The following is a 17,903-nucleotide window of genomic DNA, read 5'->3' as shown; positions in this document are numbered from 1 at the left end:
AGGGCGGCATGACGATCCCGGGTCAGCGGCGGCGGCGGAGCGCCAGCACGTAGATCACGGTCGCGATCGCGGCGAAGAAGAACCATTGCACCGCATAGGCGAGATGGTTGTTGGGCACTGCGGCCAGGTCCGGCGGGGCGTTGCGGGCGAGGCCGGGCGGGGCCTCGTCGGCGACCAGCATCATGCGCGCCGGCGTGTGGTCGAACAGCGACGCGATCAGTGGGCGCGCGTCCGGCGCGTGGGAGATGTAGCCTGTCACCACGCCGCCGGACCACGCGATCCTGGCGTCGGGATCGTGCGTCGTGCCGAGCTGGACGATAAGGCCGGCGCGGCACTCGGCTATCGCCCTGAAGCCGACGGCGCCCGCGCCGGCGAGGCGGATCGTCACGGGCTGCGGGCACATCGCCGTCGTTCGGCGAAAGAGCAGTCGGTCGTCGGGAACGGCCGGGAAGGCGACCGAAGGCTTGGCGGGGTTGGCCGCGAGCTGGGCGAGGAACGCCTCCTTCTCGGGGAGGCGGATCAGCAGCTGCCAAAGGCCGAGCGCGATCATCGCGGCGACCGCCAGGCCGACCAGCAGCGTCGGCAGCAGCGGCACCCGCCTCACTTCTTGAGGCGTCCCTCGGCGGCGCGGTTGCGGTATTCGGCGGCGAGCAGCGCCGCCTTGGCGAGCCGCAGCGAGCCGATCACGCCGGCGAAGGTGACCGGCAGCCAAATGATGAAATGGACCCAGAGCGGCGGGTGGACGGTCAGCTCCAGCAGGATCGCCATCGCCATCACGACGGTGCCCAGGATCAGCGTGAGGAACGCCGCCGGCCCGTCGCCGACGTTGAACGCCGAGATATCTAGCCCGCACGCGCGGCAGGTCGGCTCGAACTTGATCCAATGCCGCCCGAACAGCGTCCGCGCGCCGCAGCGCGGGCAGAGGCCCCGCAGTCCGGCCTGCGCGATGGTCGGCTCGGCCACCGCGCCCACGTCCTCAGCCGCCTTCGATCGGCGCGCCCCAGCCGCCCCAGACATAGACCGTGACGAACAGGAACAGCCAGACGACGTCGACGAAGTGCCAGTACCAGGCGGCCGCCTCGAAGCCGAAATGCTGGCGCGGCGTGAAATCGCCCCGATAGGCACGGACCAGGCAGACGATCAGGAAGATCGTGCCGACCAGCACGTGAAAGCCGTGAAAGCCGGTCGCCATGAAGAAGGACGCGCCATAGTTGATCCCCTTGAAGGGGAAGGGCGCATGGGCATATTCGTACGCCTGGATGCTGGTGAAGGTCATGCCCAGCAGGATCGTCAGCCACAGGCCCTTGAGCACGCCGTCGCGGTCACCGACGCCGACGAGGCCCCACACGCCCTTCTTCTCGCCGCCGCGCTGCCCGTGAATCAGCGCGTGGTGCGCCCAGGTGACGGTCGTGCCCGAGCAGAGCAGGATCATCGTGTTGAGCAGCGGGAAGGCGAAGGGGTTGATGACCGTCAGCCCCTTGGGCGGCCATTGCGCGGCAATCGCCGCGGCCCCCTCCGTCGCGCGGGTCACCTGGCCGTCGACGAAGCTCATCGCGGTGGGGAACAGCGAGAAATCGAAGAACGCCCAGAACCAGCCGACGAAGAACATCACCTCCGACGCGATGAACAGGATCATGCCGTAGCGCAGGTGGAGCTGGACGACCGGCGTATGGTCGCCCGCGTGCGCCTCCCTGATGACGTTCGACCACCAGGAATACATCACGGTCAGCACCGCGATCACGCCCATGAAGAACAGGTAGCCGCCGCCGTTCGGTTTGCCGACATGGCCGCCATGCATCCACAAGATGCCGCCGACCGCCATCATCAGCGCCGAGAAGGCGCCGGTGATCGGCCAGATGTCGGGCGGCAGGATATGATATTGGTGGTTCTTGGCGCCGGCCATGCTCACGGATTCCTATCGGTCGTCGGATCAACGCTCTAACGCGGCGGCGAGCGCCGTCAAACCCAAGAGTCGGGAGGCAGCGGTCAGCGGGTAGCAGACCCCCCAAACCTACCTGCTACCTATCCGTCATGCGCGGTTCGCCCCGCCGACGCCCCGGCCGCGCCGGCGGGCCAGAAGGTGTAGGACAGCGTGATGGTCTGGATGTCGCGCGCGTCGGGGTCCTGCAGGATCGCGGGGTCGACGTAGAAGATCACCGGCATGCGCTGCGTCTCGCCGGGCCTGAGCGTCTGCTGGGTGAAGCAGAAGCACTGGATTTTCTTGAAATACTTGCCCGCCTGCGCCGGCTGGACGTTGAAGGTGGCAGTGCCGGTGATGGGGGTCCGGCTGGTGTTGGTGGCGTCGAAGAACGCCATGTCCCGCGCGCCGATGTCCACGGTGTCGGTCCGTGCCTCGGGCCGGAAGCGCCAGGGCAGGTTGGGCGCGACATTGGTGTCGAAGGCGACGACGATCTGCTGATTGACCCCGCCCGGCGCCCGCTCGGCCCGTCCGGTCGTGCCGTTCAGCCCGGTCGCCTGGCAGAACAGGCGGTAGAGCGGCACGCTCGCCCAGGCGAGCCCGCTCATGCAGCAGATGCCGAACACGGCCAGCAGCGCCGTCCGCGTCTGCCGGGTCATGCGTGGCCCTGCCGGATCTTGGCGATGCTGATGAAGAACACCAGCAGCACGAAGCCGCCCAGGATCAGCGCCATCACGATCGCGCGCCCCTTCTGCCGGCCGCGCACCAGGTCTTCGTCATCGGGGGTCATACGAACCATCGGTCGGCAACCAGCGCGCCGAACAGGAGGAAAAGGTAGAGGATCGAATAGGCGAACAATGTCTTTTCCGGCTGCATCCGGTCATCCACGCCCGTCTCGCGCACCGCGACCCGCGCCGCCATGGCGGCGAACACGGCCGTCAGGGTCAGCGCGGCACCCGCGTAGAGCGGCCCCGCCAGCCCCAGCGGCCAGGGCGCCAGCGCGGCGGCGGCCATCGGCACCGTGTAGAGCCCGATCTGCCGCCGGGTCGCGCGCTCGCCGGCGACCACCGGCAGCATCGGCACGCCTGCCGCCGCATAGTCGGACCGCATGAACAGCGCGAGCGCCCAGAAATGCGGCGGCGTCCACAGGAAGACGAGCAGGAACAGGAGCACGGGCAACACGTCCACCCGGCCCGTCGCCGCGGCCCAGCCGATCACCGGCGGAAACGCCCCCGCCGCGCCCCCGATGACGATGTTCTGCGGCGTCCGGCGCTTCAGCCAGACGGTGTAGACCAGGACATAGAACAGGATGGAGACAGCCAGGATCGCCGCCGCCAGCAGGTTCACGGCGAACCCCATCAGGATGACCGACGCCACCCCGACCCCGACGCCGAAATGCAGTGCCGACTGCCGGTCCATGCGCCCTGCCGGCAACGGGCGGGCGGCGGTGCGGCGCATCCGCGCGTCGATGTCCGACTCCCACCATTGGTTGAGCGCCCCCGCCGCCCCCGCGCCGAGCGCGATGCACAGGATGGCGGTGAAGCCCAGCACCGGATCGATCCGGTGGCCGTCGACCGGCGGAGCTGCGAGCAGGCCGCACAGGCCGGTGAAGACGACCAGCGTCATCACGCGCGGCTTGGTCAGCGCCAGGAAGTCGCGCCAGTCGGCAGGCAGGGGGGCGGCGGCGGTGGCCATGAGCCGGTGGATATAGGCGTGGGGGGCAGGCGGGGGAAGCGGCGTTCGGCGACCGCCTCGCCGGGCGGGACGGCGCAGGTCACCACCCCACACCGGATCGGCGCAGCAAGGAACGCCGGAGAGTGTCTGCGGAGATCCACAGTGTTCGACAACAACCACGCCGCCTACCTGTCGCAAGGCTCGGCTCGACGTCGGCCCTTCCTTGGCGATGAACCATGCGGGTTTGATGTTTGTTTACCTCTGGGGGCGCGAGATAACGCAGGTAACCTGCTCTTCTTGACCCGCACGTGACGTTCGGAACGAGGTCTGTCAGCGCGCGTTTGGCGGGCATGCTGAAACCTGAACAGCCCCTGTTCGGCTGGGGCGCCTCGGGCGAGGACGATCTGGCCCGTCGCCTCCACGATCGGGTCGGCGAGGCGGCGTTTCCGTGCGTCGGCGCCAAGGCGGCGCTCGCCCGCGGCACGCTGGACGTGCTGGTCGCGCGCGACCTGACGAGCGCGTGGGACGATCTGCGCATCCACGACAAGCTGATGAAATGGGCCGACGCCTATCGCGCCGAGCCGGCGCTGTTCCGCAGCCTGGCGGTGATCTTCGACCGCCCGGGCGATCTCAGCGAAGCCGAGTTCGAGCGGCATATCTGGCGGCGCATCCAGTCGCTGTCCGACAAGGACGTATGGCTCGGCCAGGATTACGACCGGAGCGTCAGCGCCGATCCCGACGATCCGCATTTTTCGCTGTCGTTCGGCGGCGAGGCGTTCTTCGTCGTCGGCCTGCATCCCCATGCCAGCCGCCCCGCGCGCCGGTTCGAGCGGCCGGTGATGGTGTTCAACCTCCACGACCAGTTCGAGCGATTGCGCGCGCAGGGCAAATATGAGGGCATGCGCGAGAAGATCATGCTGCGCGACGAGGCGCTGGCCGGCTCGCGCAACCCGATGCTCGCGCGCCACGGCGAGGCCAGCGAAGCGCGGCAATATTCCGGCCGCGCGGTGCAGGACGGCTGGCAATGCCCGTTCCGCTACAACGGGGCGACGTGAGCGACCCGCAGATCGTCCCGGAGCGGAGCGGCGTCGCGTTCCGTCTGGATGCGGGCGCGAAGCTGGTGGTGATCGATCCCCGGGGCGAACAGGTGGCGGACCTGCTCGCCTTCAACGCGGACGATGTGGACGAGGTGATGTCGTCGGGGCGCACGCTCGACTATGCCGAGACGATCCGGCTGACCACCGGCCACAAGCTCTATTCGAACCGCTCCAACGTGCTCCTCACGATCGAGGAGGACACCGTCGGCCTGCACGATTTCCTGCTGACGCCCTGTTCGTACGATACCTTCCGCCACTTCTACCCGACGCTGCCGCCGCACCGCGGCTGTTTCGGCAACCTGGCCGACGCTCTGGCGCCGTACGGGATCACGCCCGATCGCATCCCGATCGCGTTCAACTGCTTCATGAACGTGCCCGTCGACGGGGCGACGGGCAGGCTGCGGGTGCTGCCGCCGCTGAGCCGCGCCGGTGACCGGATCGCATTCCGCGCCGCGCGCGATCTGGTGATCGGCCTGACCGCCTGCTCCGCGCCGGATTCGAACGGCGGCAGCTTCAAGCCGATCCATTACCGCATCGAGGGCTGAGAGGGGCGTCGGGCCTACGCGGGGGGTATTCGGCGCTACTAAGGGCGACCGATCGGTGGCTGTTGCCGTTGGACCGCGGTCTCTGAGCGGCTATGGCGTGGTCAGCGCGTTCTCGCTGACGTCAATGGTTGCCGTGGGCCGCGGTCTGAGCGGCTATGGCGCCGCATCGATGGCGGCGCTTACGGCGTGCGTTGCCGTTGGACCGCGGTCTCTGAGCGGCTATGGCCTTGCTAGCTAACGACGTGCCCCTGCGCGCGTTGCCGTTGGACCGCGGTCTCTGAGCGGCTATGGCTTTGGCGATGTGGCAGCCCTGCACTGACGGGTTGCCGTTGGACCGCGGTCTCTGAGCGGCTATGGCCTGCGCCAAAGTGATCAGGTCAGAAGCCTTGTTGCCGTTGGACCGCGGTCTCTGAGCGGCTATGGCCCGACACGAACACGGGTAGCGTCGAAACGTGTTGCCGTTGGACCGCGGTCTCTGAGCGGCTATGGCCAGTTCGGCCGGGTAGCGCTCGTCCCCATGTTGCCGTTGGAGCGCGGTCTCTGAGCGGCTATGGCCAACAGACGACGCTTGCGCTCGCACAAATCGTTGCCGTTGGACCGCGGTCTCTGAGCGGCTATGGCCGCCTGGCCACGCTCATGGTCGCTGGTGCCGTTGCCGTTGGACCGCGGTCTCTGAGCGGCTATGGCATTTTGTGATTCGTCACCACCACCCGCGCGGTTGCCGTTGGACCGCGGTCTCTGAGCGGCTATGGCACATGAGAGCGTCATGGAGCAGGCGCTACAGTTGCCGTTGGACCGCGGTCTCTGAGCGGCTATGGCGCGATCGCCTCGGCACCGGTTAGCTGCTGGGTTGCCGTTGGACCGCGGTCTCTGAGCGGCTATGGCCAGCTCGCCATCGATCGCATAAGCGCCGCTGTTGCCGTTGGACCGCGGTCTCTGAGCGGCTATGGCCTCGGCGTTCCTCGCCTATGTCGCGGCGCAGTTGCCGTTGGACCGCGGTCTCTGAGCGGCTATGGCCCACGCGATGCGCGGCAATGCGCGCGTCTGGTTGCCGTTGGACCGCGGTCTCTGAGCGGCTATGGCGCGCACCAGCAACGAGATAGCCTCGGCGCTGTTGCCGTTGGACCGCGGTCTCTGAGCGGCTATGGCGGTCAGGCCGGACGCGAACGCTACCGTCGTGTTGCCGTTGGACCGCGGTCTCTGAGCGGCTATGGCAGTCAGTTGCGCAGCGTCGCCAACAAGCAAGTTGCCGTTGGACCGCGGTCTCTGAGCGGCTATGGCGATGTTGAGCGGCGGCCGTCCCACGGAGTTGTTGCCGTTGGACCGCGGTCTCTGAGCGGCTATGGCAGACTTCCAAGTAAACACCGGCTTTTGTTAGTTGTCGTTGGACCGCGGTCTCTGAGCGGCTATGGCCCATCCCGCCACTGACATATCATCGCTGTGTTGCCGTTGGACCGCGGTCTCTGAGCGGCTATGGCCATTTGCGTCCTCTGCTCTGGCGCTGATCGGTTGCCGTTGGACCGCGGTCTCTGAGCGGCTATGGCGCGGCAGACGTTCATGTCCGATCCGCCTCCGTTGCCGTTGGACCGCGGTCTCTGAGCGGCTATGGCCTGGCAAACGACCGGAACGCCGCCTGCACGGTTGCCGTTGGACCGCGGTCTCTGAGCGGCTATGGCTTGAATCTCCGGCTGGCGCAGCCCTGGACCGTTGCCGTTGGACCGCGGTCTCTGAGCGGCTATGGCTGCTCGGCCGCATCGCCGTGCTCAGCGGCACGTTGCCGTTGGACCGCGGTCTCTGAGCGGCTATGGCAGCGCAGCCGCTGCCAGCCGCGCTCGCGGTGTTGCCGTTGGACCGCGGTCTCTGAGCGGCTATGGCCGGCGGGACGGAGGCGCGCTACGCGCTTGAGTTGCCGTTGGACCGCGGTCTCTGAGCGGCTATGGCTGCGACCGCCGCTCGCCGTGATCTGGTAGGGTTGCCGTTGGACCGCGGTCTCTGAGCGGCTATGGCCGATCGCGATCGGGACACCTGGCTTCTGGCGTTGCCGTTGGACCGCGGTCTCTGAGCGGCTATGGCCAAGTCGGTGAACGATCGCCTGTTCGGTTCGTTGCCGTTGGACCGCGGTCTCTGAGCGGCTATGGCGTGATGCAGGGACGCCAGCCCCGCGAAGTTGTTGCCGTTGGACCGCGGTCTCTGAGCGGCTATGGCGCAGCGCATTCTTAGCCGGCTCCCCGCTGTGTTGCCGTTGGACCGCGGTCTCTGAGCGGCTATGGCGGTGCTCGCGGCGGCTCATTGACCGAGGCAGTTGCCGTTGGACCGCGGTCTCTGAGCGGCTATGGCTGATCGAGGCGAACACGCGCTGCTCTCTGTGTTGCCGTTGGACCGCGGTCTCTGAGCGGCTATGGCGCTAGCGTGAACAAGGGTGACCGGTTTGCAGTTGCCGTTGGACCGCGGTCTCTGAGCGGCTATGGCTGATGGCGGTAATCCGCGGGTCCAATCTGAGTTGCCGTTGGACCGCGGTCTCTGAGCGGCTATGGCTGATCGACGACCTTCGCGCGGACGGCCACGGTTGCCGTTGGACCGCGGTCTCTGAGCGGCTATGGCGCAACCTTGCGCCGGGCCTAACTCGAACCTGTTGCCGTTGGACCGCGGTCTCTGAGCGGCTATGGCACTTCGCGAGCGCCGAGTGGGCCCAACCTAGTTGCCGTTGGACCGCGGTCTCTGAGCGGCTATGGCGGCAGATAGTAGATATGGCGAAGCGCGCCATGTTGCCGTTGGACCGCGGTCTCTGAGCGGCTATGGCTTGGACAAGGAATAACAGCATGGCCGATCAGTTGCCGTTGGACCGCGGTCTCTGAGCGGCTATGGCCGTCCACGCCGTGCCGTTGAGCGAAGGGTAGTTGCCGTTGGACCGCGGTCTCTGAGCGGCTATGGCCGGCAAGGCGCATGCCGAGGGCGACGGCCAGTTGCCGTTGGACCGCGGTCTCTGAGCGGCTATGGCTCACGAGCCCGTGGATCACCTTGCCGCGCTGTTGCCGTTGGACCGCGGTCTCTGAGCGGCTATGGCCCTCTGCGCCGGCGTCGGAGGACTCGACCTGTTGCCGTTGGACCGCGGTCTCTGAGCGGCTATGGCGCTCGTCGTCTCTGGCGCGAGAACGTCCCGGTTGCCGTTGGACCGCGGTCTCTGAGCGGCTATGGCCGATCGTATTCATCGCCAGCAGCGCCTTGTGTTGCCGTTGGACCGCGGTCTCTGAGCGGCTATGGCCGAGCACGACGCGTCCGCGATGATCGCGATGTTGCCGTTGGACCGCGGTCTCTGAGCGGCTATGGCTGCGCGCCCGCCTGATCGCGGACGCGCAGCGTTGCCGTTGGACCGCGGTCTCTGAGCGGCTATGGCCGAGCTGGTCGCGATAGCTGGCGAGCGGGCGTTGCCGTTGGACCGCGGTCTCTGAGCGGCTATGGCCGGACCGTCAGGTGGTCTGCAGGTGGAGCTGTTGCCGTTGGACCGCGGTCTCTGAGCGGCTATGGCCGCGATCGCGGCGGGGCAGGACCCACGGACGTTGCCGTTGGACCGCGGTCTCTGAGCGGCTATGGCCGCGTCGACCGCCAAGTGAACCGGCGGCTAGTTGCCGTTGGACCGCGGTCTCTGAGCGGCTATGGCAATCCAGACGGGCTTGAAGGGCTCGTTTCGGTTGCCGTTGGACCGCGGTCTCTGAGCGGCTATGGCTCTCCGTCCCTGTCATCGTGCTGATGCTCGGTTGCCGTTGGACCGCGGTCTCTGAGCGGCTATGGCTCTCCGTCCCTGTCATCGTGCTGATGCTCGGTTGCCGTTGGACCGCGGTCTCTGAGCGGCTATGGCAATGCGCTGATAGAATTGCGGCCCTTCGCCGTTGCCGTTGGACCGCGGTCTCTGAGCGGCTATGGCGATTGTATCGGATACTTCCGTCGGCGTTTCGTTGCCGTTGGACCGCGGTCTCTGAGCGGCTATGGCGACGGGGCCGCGCAGACCTCGTACACGCCCGTTGCCGTTGGACCGCGGTCTCTGAGCGGCTATGGCCGCTCATCAGCGCGACCGGGTTATCGATCTGTTGCCGTTGGACCGCGGTCTCTGAGCGGCTATGGCCGTGAACGCGCACAGGTCGACCATGCGCGCGTTGCCGTTGGACCGCGGTCTCTGAGCGGCTATGGCGCCGCCCCCCGTGCAGATCAGCTGCCCGCTGTTGCCGTTGGACCGCGGTCTCTGAGCGGCTATGGCGGTCAGCCGGTCCTGTGGCAGCGGGCGGTAGTTGCCGTTGGACCGCGGTCTCTGAGCGGCTATGGCCGCTGGCGTCCTGCGCGCCATCAGCTTGGCGTTGCCGTTGGACCGCGGTCTCTGAGCGGCTATGGCAGGCAGCGGCAAGGGGAAGACTGATGCACTGTTGCCGTTGGACCGCGGTCTCTGAGCGGCTATGGCACGCTTCGACCTTCGCCGTGGTCGCGTTGCGTTGCCGTTGGACCGCGGTCTCTGAGCGGCTATGGCCGCGCCGGCCACGGGATGGTGCGCTGACATGTTGCCGTTGGACCGCGGTCTCTGAGCGGCTATGGCGTTCTCGTAAGTGTGATCGCCGGTCTGCGTGTTGCCGTTGGACCGCGGTCTCTGAGCGGCTATGGCTGCGCTCCTGCTGGTCATCAAGGCGAAGCTGTTGCCGTTGGACCGCGGTCTCTGAGCGGCTATGGCCGGCGCTTTCGTAAGGAGGATAGACGATGAGTTGCCGTTGGACCGCGGTCTCTGAGCGGCTATGGCTCGTCCAATCAGGTGGCGCTCGCAGCTGCGGTTGCCGTTGGACCGCGGTCTCTGAGCGGCTATGGCTATCCCGCGGTGATTGAGCGCGGCCCGGAAGTTGCCGTTGGACCGCGGTCTCTGAGCGGCTATGGCCACCCGGCTGCACGTAATTCTTCGCCATAGGTTGCCGTTGGACCGCGGTCTCTGAGCGGCTATGGCTGTCCGCTGTGAAGCTCAGAGCGTCATTGTGTTGCCGTTGGACCGCGGTCTCTGAGCGGCTATGGCCGGGCGAGATGCCCAGCGTCCGTCAATTCGGTTGCCGTTGGACCGCGGTCTCTGAGCGGCTATGGCGGCCTCCTCACTTGTCAACGGCGCGGCGCCGTTGCCGTTGGACCGCGGTCTCTGAGCGGCTATGGCTGATGGTCTCGCGCGGGAGCTGAGCGTAGCGTTGCCGTTGGACCGCGGTCTCTGAGCGGCTATGGCCCTCTCGGAGGTTATCCTGGTCGGTCGCTAGTTGCCGTTGGACCGCGGTCTCTGAGCGGCTATGGCCACGGCGCTCGCACAGGCCGCGATGCCGGCGTTGCCGTTGGACCGCGGTCTCTGAGCGGCTATGGCCGCGGTCAACGCTTGGTCCGCGAGCTGTTGGTTGCCGTTGGACCGCGGTCTCTGAGCGGCTATGGCCGAGGTCGACGAGATCACCGGCACCATCAAGTTGCCGTTGGACCGCGGTCTCTGAGCGGCTATGGCTCGACGGACAGCAGCGCGCGCGTGGCGCCCGTTGCCGTTGGACCGCGGTCTCTGAGCGGCTATGGCGGCGATCACCACCGCCAACAACTCGGCTGGGTTGCCGTTGGACCGCGGTCTCTGAGCGGCTATGGCCCACGGCGTCCACAGCTGCCGCCGTCAATGGTTGCCGTTGGACCGCGGTCTCTGAGCGGCTATGGCTCGACGGACCCGCTGGCGCGCGCCTACACCGTTGCCGTTGGACCGCGGTCTCTGAGCGGCTATGGCCGTGATGGTAGACGCCGGGTTCATCAAGGGGTTGCCGTTGGACCGCGGTCTCTGAGCGGCTATGGCTGAATGCTCTGGCGCATGTTGTCGAGATATGTTGCCGTTGGACCGCGGTCTCTGAGCGGCTATGGCTGGCCCCGTTGCGACTGCCCAATTAAAATCGTTGCCGTTGGACCGCGGTCTCTGAGCGGCTATGGCCAACGCGAGGCATTGCGCGACGGTCAACGCGTTGCCGTTGGACCGCGGTCTCTGAGCGGCTATGGCCTCCGCCTGCGACAGCATGATCGGCCAGCCGTTGCCGTTGGACCGCGGTCTCTGAGCGGCTATGGCGTTTGAGTTGTTCGGCGCCGGGCTCGATCGGTTGCCGTTGGACCGCGGTCTCTGAGCGGCTATGGCGGGGCGCAGCGCCGAAGACATCTGCAGCCCGTTGCCGTTGGACCGCGGTCTCTGAGCGGCTATGGCGTCGCGCACGCGCAGCCCGCGTTGCGCGCCGTTGCCGTTGGACCGCGGTCTCTGAGCGGCTATGGCTCTCCGCAGCGACCACGACAACCGGCGGGGGTTGCCGTTGGACCGCGGTCTCTGAGCGGCTATGGCGGCGATCGGATGGTCGGCGGGGCGTGGCCCGTTGCCGTTGGACCGCGGTCTCTGAGCGGCTATGGCCGCGGAAGACAGCACTGGTGATGCGTATAAGTTGCCGTTGGACCGCGGTCTCTGAGCGGCTATGGCGCGCCCGGCGCCGTCACCGTGGCCGCGCGCGTTGCCGTTGGACCGCGGTCTCTGAGCGGCTATGGCGGTGGTGCAAGCGTCGCCACCGTTCCGCGTGTTGCCGTTGGACCGCGGTCTCTGAGCGGCTATGGCGCAGAATCTTGGCCAGCTGCGCAGGCGTGCGTTGCCGTTGGACCGCGGTCTCTGAGCGGCTATGGCAGGAGTGTCGCTATGTCGTTGAACCTTAACGACATAGCGGCCTCCGCGCCCGCGGTTGAATGCCCTCGACTCACCTAGAACAGCGCCAGCTGGTCCGGATTTTTTCGTGGCCGCCGGCGGCGTTGCCCCGCGAATCGGACGATGGTCTCGTATTGCCGGTCCGTGAAGGTGAGGATGTGGATGTCCCCCCGGTCCGGCAGGTTGGCCTCGATGCGACGGAGATAGGCCTCATATTGCTCCTTGCCGTTGCAGAAGCGTGCGTAAATCGAGAATTGCGATTTCTCGAAGCCCTCGTCCAGCAGATACTCGCGGAATCTGGTCGCCGCGCGCATCTCCGCCTTGGTGCCCACCGGCAGGTCGAACATCACGAAGATCCACATCAGGCGATAGCCGCTGAGCTGCGTCGCGGTCATGCCGGCACGGGAAGGCCGGCGAGCTCCAGCGCGGAGGGCGGTTTCGGCAGCACGAGATCGGCGACGCGCCCCGATTGGAGGGCGCGCGCGAGCGTCGCCGCGGCGCGCATCGCCGCCTGCCAGACGGTGGTCGTGCCGTCCTCGCCGGGCAGATCGAGCGCGATCAGGCCGGCATAGGCGTGCTTCGCCGCCGGCGTCACCGCGTCCTGCCCGGCCGCGCGCAGCCGCACGGTCAGCCAGTCGACCAGCGGGCGGAACGGCTCGATCAGGTCGTCGGCGAGCGCCATCGGGTTGCCGCGATTGGCATGGTGGATGCCGATCGACGGATGCAGCCCCGCCGCGACCACGGCCCGTGCGCAGGTGGCGCGCATCACCGCATAGCCGTAGTTGAGCATCGCGTTGGCCCCCTCGGCATCGCGATCGCGGCGGAAGTCGGGGCCCATCAACTCGCCCCAATAGCGCCGCGCCGCCTGCGCCTCGATATTGTCCGGGTCGCCCGAGCCGACCCGGCGCGCGAGGAACTCGTACGGCGCCGCCGAGCCGCCGTTCGCCGCCGCCGCCGCGCCCTGCCAGCGCACCTTGGCGACGACGACGGCGCGCCACAGCTGCTTGGCGAGCGGCCGCTTCGCCTCCCATTGCGCGCGCATCCGGGCGTTCTGCGCGTGGTGGCCGGCGAGCGGCAGGCAGATGGCGACGGGCGCATGGTTGGCGCCGCACAGCAGCAGGGTCGCGCCGCGCTCCGCGAGCGCGACGACCAGGTTGGTCGTCCAGGTGACGCCGTGCGCGTGCACGATCACCGCGCCGACATCGTCGAGCGGCACGCGCCCGACCTCCTCATGCCCTTCGGCGACGATCAGGAAGCCGCGATGCGCGGAGAGATGCCGGCCGTCGGTGGCGATGTCGATGATGCGGTCCACCCGGCCCTCCCCAAGCCCGAAGCTAGGGGAGGGCGGGGCGGGTGTCAGCGTGGGCCGGACACGAGATCGCTCCCGAATGGAGCCAATGTCATCCGACGGTCGGGGGCTTCGGCCGTGTCGGGCGGACGGCCTTGCGCGCCGGGAAGCCGGGATCCCGAACTTGGCCGAGCTCGTCGATCCGGACCTGGCGCGCGCGCGCCTTCTTTAACCCGCCTGCGGTTGGCGAGACATATTTGAAATAGTCTTCGTCGTTAGCCGTTGCGTCGCGGCGCTTGAGGTCACCCGCTTCGTTCGGGCCAGCCAGCGTGATCTGGCCGTTTTGCCCAAACTTGACGACCCGCATCAGGCGTCGCTCGCCGCCCTCAGGATCGAGCACGACCAGGTCGTCCTGATGCAGGCTCAACACTTTCCGGGCGGCGGGATGCGGTCTCGGTTCGAGCCGCGCCTGATGGGCATCGAACATCGACACGATGCCGCAATGGTCGGTGCCGTCGCGGTCGCGCCAGTGCGTGACCCACTTGCCATCCGGCATCTCCCAGACGTCGTAGCGGTAGTTCGAGTCGCCCTTGTAGCCTTTGTAAGCCGTCCCCCGCGCGTCGCGGATCAAGATCACGGTGAGCGGCTCGGTCACGCGCACGTGTCGCGTGCCCCGGAACTGAAGCGGCCCGGTCCGCGAAAACTCGGCAAGCGCACGCTCGAATGCCTTGCCGTCCAGCCCCTCGGTCGCGCGGTGCAGCGCAGCCCGCAGATCGGGATCGCGTATGGCGACGAGATCCGCCGGCCTCAGTCCGGCGAGCGGCTTACGCCGGACGACGATCGTGTTACCACTCGCGTCCGTCATGCGCGTGAGCCCATAGGCGGTGTCGTTGTGCAGACGTCCGGCGGTCGAGCCGGTACCGTGGCCGGCAGTGCCGTGATCGGCCCGGTGGCTGGTGACGATCGCGCGCACGGTGGTGCGCACCTCGTCGCGGAAGCCGTCCCACGGCTCGGGAATGATGATGCGCTCGCGGCCCTCCTCGCCCTCCAGCCCCGACGCGCGCGCGATCTGCTGCAGCATGCCGCGGTCAACCACGCCGATCACGATCGCATCGATCGCATGGTGGCGATGATCCAGTCGGTTCTTCTTGCCGCCGGCGATGTTGTGGTCATCGAGCAAATCGTTCAGACCGAGCTTGCGGCGGACCATCTCGGTCAGCTGACCGGGCGACACCCAGACATTGCTGCTGCCGTCGCCCTTGTCGGGGTAGAGCGACGCCATGTATTCGCGCGCGAGCCGCGACAGATACTGCGTATCGACCAGCTGGCGCGGCAGGAAGCCCGCTTCTTCCTTGTACCGCTCCATGGCATCGGGCTCGAACCGCCGCCGCTTGCCGCGCGGCAGGCGTGACGCGCGCTCGGCGATCCCCTCCCAGGCAGCCGTGCCGCCCCATGTCTGCCAAGGGGATCGCTTGCGCTTGTAGCGATTGGCCAGCTGCATGCAGACGATCTTGTTGCCGTTGCTGTCGTCCAGCGTGTCCTTGAAGGGCAGGATGTGATCGACCTCGACCTCCGGCGAAAACAGGCGCCGGATCGAGATCACCTCGCCGGAATACACACATGCCCGCCCCATGACGTTGTCGCCGTCCAGCTCCTCCCAAAGGCGGAGCTTCGCCCGGTTCTCGCCGGAGTTCTCGATGCCGATCTCGTCCAACATCCGTCCGCGCCGCTCGGCCGCCTGCCGATTGTCATTGTTCTCGCGACTGCGCTTCTTCTTCTCGTCGTCGGTAAGCTTGAGCTCGCGCGCCAACTCGACCGCGATCTCCCGAGGCGGGCCGTAGCGCGCGATCAGTCTGTTCACCGTCCGACGTACTTGATTGAGCCCGATATGGACGGTCGGGTTGGTCAAGCGGCCGACCCGCGTGATCACATCCGGTTCGGAGGCATCTCCACTACCAGGCATGATGTGGCGGTCGAGCACCTCGCCATAATAGGGCAGCTCGGCCAGGATCTCGCCGGTGCGGAAATCGCTGTGGTGTCGCCCCAGCCGCTCCACGGCTTCGCTGTAGACGATCACGCGACCGTCCGCGTCGCGTTCCTGGCCGAGCGCATCAATCAGCTCGCGTGTGACGGTTTCGCCGAAACGGCCGAACCCTTGTGGCAGCCGGGCTGTCGCGACAGCGCTCGCCCGTTCCGGCGTCAGGCCATAGGCTCCCGCTACCCAGTCGCGGAAGCTGGCGAGTTCGGCATCGGTCTGCACCGCCTCCAGCCGTTCCACGATCGACCATTGCTCGTCGGGCGAGAAGTAAAGCCAGCGCTCGGCGAAGCGGGTCTTGGCACCCATCACCGCCGCGACCTCGTCGCCTTTCAGGTCGGTGCGGTTCCCACTTTCCTTGTTAAATCGCGCTTCATGCTCGAGCCTCAACGCTTTGCGCATCGCTGCGAAGCTCATCTTACCGCTGCCCTTCAGTCTAGATAGCAGCAGGTCGCGCTGCTCGGGCGTGAGGCGCTCGGCCACCTGGCCGACCCGAACGATCTTGAGCGCGTTCAGCTCCTCCAGCAACCGCCGTCGCTGGAATAGCGGGTGTGCCTTGGCAAGGCGCGGCTCGCCGGTGCCGAACGTGTCGGTGCCGATCTTCGGCTGCTTGAGCGGGCGCTGGTGAAAGACGATCTCGAACAGTCGCGCGCGCACATCGGGCGTCAGCACGTCGGGATGATAGGATTCCTGCGCGCTCCAGAGCTCGTTGAACTCTTCTTCGAGCAGGTCGCGGTCGGGGTAGAAGTCGTAGCCCATCCCTTTCGCGTCATCGCCCTGCTCCGCGCGCAGGCGGGTGCGCACCGACAGACCGTCCGGATGCTCCTCCGTCTTGCGCTGCCGGCGCAGGTGCAGCCATTCACCAAAGGTGCGCGCGTCGCCTCGATCTATTTCAGCGCGCAACCGGCCCACACCCGTCTTGATCTTGCCGCTGTCATCCCCTGGCTTATCGGGTTTGTCGGTCTTGCGGTTCGACTTGAAGCCGCGGCGCTGGTTGAGGTGCCAGATGGCGCGGCCGAGCTCGGGGAGCGTCAGGGGCTCATCCAGCGCACGGGCGCGCAGCTCGTAGGGATCCAGCTCTTCCAGCGCCTTGCGCGCGGCGGGATCGGCCGGGAACAGCCCGTCGGCGACGAGGTGGGTCATCAGCGCGCGCTGGCGCTGCTGGAACCGGTCGCGCCGCCGCCGCATCGCGCGAGCTTCCCTTCGGTCAACCGCGAGCGAGGCGCCGGATTTCGGGTCGCGCCCGTCGCTGAATATGCGCGAACCGGCCGCGACGATCCCGTCAGGCGCCCAGCCATCGCCGCTTTTGACCAGATGGAGCGCCGCCCATCCCAGTGAGTTTGTGCCCAGATCGATGCCCAGCCGCCAGTCCATCATGTTCCCCTCCCGTTCGCCTGATTGACGCGCGGGAACGAGAGTGGGTCAACTCATGGCCGGCCCACTCTCACCCGATCGGCGCAGGCCGCACCGAAAGGCTCCACCAGCCGGGCCCTCGGTCTCGAACCGAGCTGTTCCGGCAACCTTCACTTGCAACGCCAAAAACGCACGGTCAAGAAAAAAGCCTCTTACGTACTGCGTATTACATATACCGTTCGGAGGGGAGCCGCCATTGAGGCTGACAGCGACGTATGTCCAGCTTATATAAGCCGCACGATGTATGCGCAGCACGTGAGGTTGCCTCTGGACCCGATCCCTGAAATTGCTTGACCGCGATCTCGATATTGCTATGCTGATGTCCTCAGAGATCGCGGTCTGGCGGTTAGACAAGTGTCTGACTCAGTCAGTACGCACCAGATAAGGGCAGCGCCACGGCGCTGCCCTTTTTCGGTTCGGGGGAGGTGCAGGTGATCGCCGACGCTGCGCACGCGCCGCCATCCCGCCCCCATTGGGCCTCGCACCTTTATTTCCAGGTCCTCGTCGCGATCGCGCTCGGCGCGCTGCTCGGCGTGTTCGCGCCCGCGACCGGGGCGGCGCTGAAGCCGCTGGGCGACGCGTTCATCAAGCTGGTGCGGATGATCATCGGGCCGGTGATCTTCCTGACGCTCACCACCGGCATCGCCGGCGTCGCCGAGCTGCGCGCGCTCGGGCGCACCGCGGCCAAGGCGCTGGGGTATTTCCTGGTCGTCTCCAGCCTGGCGCTGGTCGTCGGGCTGCTCGTCGGCGAGCTGGTCCGGCCGGGCGCGGGAATGGGGATCGATCCGCGCACGCTCGATGCGGGCTCCGTCGCGATCTACGTCCGCCAGGCGCACGAGACCGGCGTGGTCGAGTTCCTGCTGGCGATCATCCCCGATACGCTGGTCGGCGCGTTCACCGGCCCGTCGATCCTGCCGGTGCTGCTGGTGGCGGTGCTGACCGGGATCGCGATCAGCCTGGTTGGGGAGCCCGCGCGGCCGGTCGCCGCCCTGCTCGAGCGGCTCAGCCTCGTCGTGTTCCGCATGGTGGCGCTGCTGATGCGGCTGGCCCCCATTGGCGCGTTCGGCGCGATCGCCTTCACCGTCGGCAGATACGGCCTTGCCAGCCTCGCGCATCTCGGCGCGCTGGTGGCCACCTTCTATCTAACGTCCGCGCTGTTCGTGCTGCTCGTGCTCGGCGCGATCGCGGCGGCGACGGGCTTCTCGATCCTGAAGCTGCTGC

At 67.4% G+C, this 17,903-nt stretch carries 12 protein-coding genes and 1 CRISPR repeat array; of the genes, 3 read left to right on the top strand and 9 right to left on the bottom strand.

The window, feature by feature from the left end:
• Positions 1-22 precede the first annotated feature (22 nt).
• The 6 genes from ACFE64_RS06330 to ACFE64_RS06305 all read right to left on the bottom strand — a co-directional run bounded on the left by ACFE64_RS06330 (position 23) and on the right by ACFE64_RS06305 (position 3,613).
• Positions 23-604 carry an SURF1 family cytochrome oxidase biogenesis protein gene (locus tag ACFE64_RS06330; protein ID WP_375391612.1) on the bottom strand — a complete coding sequence of 194 codons (582 nt, stop codon included), beginning with the start codon at positions 602-604 and terminating at the stop codon, positions 23-25.
• Positions 601-1,017: a DUF983 domain-containing protein gene (locus tag ACFE64_RS06325; protein ID WP_375391611.1), complete on the bottom strand. Its 417-nt coding sequence runs from the start codon at positions 1,015-1,017 to the stop codon at positions 601-603. Before ACFE64_RS06325 ends, ACFE64_RS06330 begins: the two co-directional genes overlap by 4 nt.
• Entirely contained in the window at positions 977-1,903 is a 927-nt protein-coding gene (locus ACFE64_RS06320; RefSeq protein ID WP_375391641.1) for a cytochrome c oxidase subunit 3, read from the bottom strand. The genes ACFE64_RS06325 and ACFE64_RS06320 overlap by 41 nt, the downstream gene beginning before the upstream one ends.
• Positions 1,904-2,022: 119 nt before the next feature.
• Complete coding sequence (locus ACFE64_RS06315; RefSeq protein WP_375391610.1) at positions 2,023-2,577, bottom strand: cytochrome c oxidase assembly protein; 555 nt, start codon at positions 2,575-2,577, stop codon at positions 2,023-2,025.
• Positions 2,574-2,708 carry a hypothetical protein gene (locus tag ACFE64_RS06310; protein ID WP_375391609.1) on the bottom strand — a complete coding sequence of 45 codons (135 nt, stop codon included), beginning with the start codon at positions 2,706-2,708 and terminating at the stop codon, positions 2,574-2,576. The genes ACFE64_RS06315 and ACFE64_RS06310 overlap by 4 nt, the downstream gene beginning before the upstream one ends.
• Positions 2,705-3,613, bottom strand: coding sequence for a heme o synthase (locus ACFE64_RS06305; RefSeq protein ID WP_375391608.1), 909 nt, complete (start codon positions 3,611-3,613; stop codon positions 2,705-2,707). Before ACFE64_RS06305 ends, ACFE64_RS06310 begins: the two co-directional genes overlap by 4 nt.
• 329 nt (positions 3,614-3,942) lie before the next feature.
• On the opposite strand from ACFE64_RS06305, the gene gntA reads away from it, so the two are divergent.
• Positions 3,943-4,647, top strand: coding sequence for a guanitoxin biosynthesis heme-dependent pre-guanitoxin N-hydroxylase GntA (gntA, locus tag ACFE64_RS06300; RefSeq protein WP_375391607.1), 705 nt, complete (start codon positions 3,943-3,945; stop codon positions 4,645-4,647).
• Entirely contained in the window at positions 4,617-5,234 is a 618-nt protein-coding gene (locus tag ACFE64_RS06295; RefSeq protein ID WP_375391606.1) for a DUF1989 domain-containing protein, read from the top strand. Before gntA ends, ACFE64_RS06295 begins: the two co-directional genes overlap by 31 nt.
• A 61-nt stretch (positions 5,235-5,295) precedes the next feature.
• A CRISPR array of direct repeats spans positions 5,296-11,928; the repeat unit is 36 nt; unit sequence GTTGCCGTTGGACCGCGGTCTCTGAGCGGCTATGGC.
• 74 nt (positions 11,929-12,002) lie between these two features.
• Here the strand turns inward: ACFE64_RS06295 and cas2 are convergent.
• The 3 genes from cas2 to cas9 all read right to left on the bottom strand — a co-directional run bounded on the left by cas2 (position 12,003) and on the right by cas9 (position 16,646).
• A complete protein-coding gene (gene cas2 / locus ACFE64_RS06290; protein ID WP_375391605.1) occupies positions 12,003-12,341 on the bottom strand; it encodes a CRISPR-associated endonuclease Cas2 in 339 nt (112 codons plus the stop codon).
• The gene (gene cas1 / locus ACFE64_RS06285; protein ID WP_375391604.1) at positions 12,338-13,258 is read right to left on the bottom strand and encodes a type II CRISPR-associated endonuclease Cas1; all 921 of its coding nucleotides are present in this window, start codon (positions 13,256-13,258) and stop codon (positions 12,338-12,340) included. The genes cas2 and cas1 overlap by 4 nt, the downstream gene beginning before the upstream one ends.
• An 88-nt stretch (positions 13,259-13,346) precedes the next feature.
• Positions 13,347-16,646, bottom strand: coding sequence for a type II CRISPR RNA-guided endonuclease Cas9 (cas9, locus tag ACFE64_RS06280; RefSeq protein WP_375391603.1), 3,300 nt, complete (start codon positions 16,644-16,646; stop codon positions 13,347-13,349).
• A 467-nt stretch (positions 16,647-17,113) separates the two neighbouring features.
• Here cas9 and ACFE64_RS06275 point away from each other — a divergent pair.
• Positions 17,114-17,903: cation:dicarboxylate symporter family transporter (locus ACFE64_RS06275; RefSeq protein ID WP_375391602.1), on the top strand; the 790-nt coding region annotated here is incomplete at its 3' end.

It is taken from the genome of uncultured Sphingomonas sp., from assembly GCF_964250165.1.
Lineage (GTDB): Bacteria > Pseudomonadota > Alphaproteobacteria > Sphingomonadales > Sphingomonadaceae > Sphingomonas.
The sequence above is the reverse complement of the archived record's forward strand: the minus strand, read 5'-3'. Positions and strand labels throughout refer to the sequence as shown.

Excerpts from the sequence above, each read along its gene's own strand:
- ACFE64_RS06325 (WP_375391611.1), bottom strand. The coding sequence starts at position 1,017 with ATGTCTGGGGCGGCTGGGGCGCGCCGATCGAAGGCGGCTGAGGACGTG.
- ACFE64_RS06320 (WP_375391641.1), bottom strand. The coding sequence starts at position 1,903 with ATGGCCGGCGCCAAGAACCACCAATATCATATCCTGCCGCCCGACATC.
- ACFE64_RS06315 (WP_375391610.1), bottom strand. The coding sequence starts at position 2,577 with ATGACCCGGCAGACGCGGACGGCGCTGCTGGCCGTGTTCGGCATCTGC.
- ACFE64_RS06310 (WP_375391609.1), bottom strand. The coding sequence starts at position 2,708 with ATGACCCCCGATGACGAAGACCTGGTGCGCGGCCGGCAGAAGGGGCGC.
- ACFE64_RS06305 (WP_375391608.1), bottom strand. The coding sequence starts at position 3,613 with ATGGCCACCGCCGCCGCCCCCCTGCCTGCCGACTGGCGCGACTTCCTG.
- gntA (WP_375391607.1), top strand. The coding sequence starts at position 3,943 with ATGCTGAAACCTGAACAGCCCCTGTTCGGCTGGGGCGCCTCGGGCGAG.
- ACFE64_RS06295 (WP_375391606.1), top strand. The coding sequence starts at position 4,617 with ATGCCCGTTCCGCTACAACGGGGCGACGTGAGCGACCCGCAGATCGTC.
- cas2 (WP_375391605.1), bottom strand. The coding sequence starts at position 12,341 with ATGACCGCGACGCAGCTCAGCGGCTATCGCCTGATGTGGATCTTCGTG.
- cas9 (WP_375391603.1), bottom strand. The coding sequence starts at position 16,646 with ATGATGGACTGGCGGCTGGGCATCGATCTGGGCACAAACTCACTGGGA.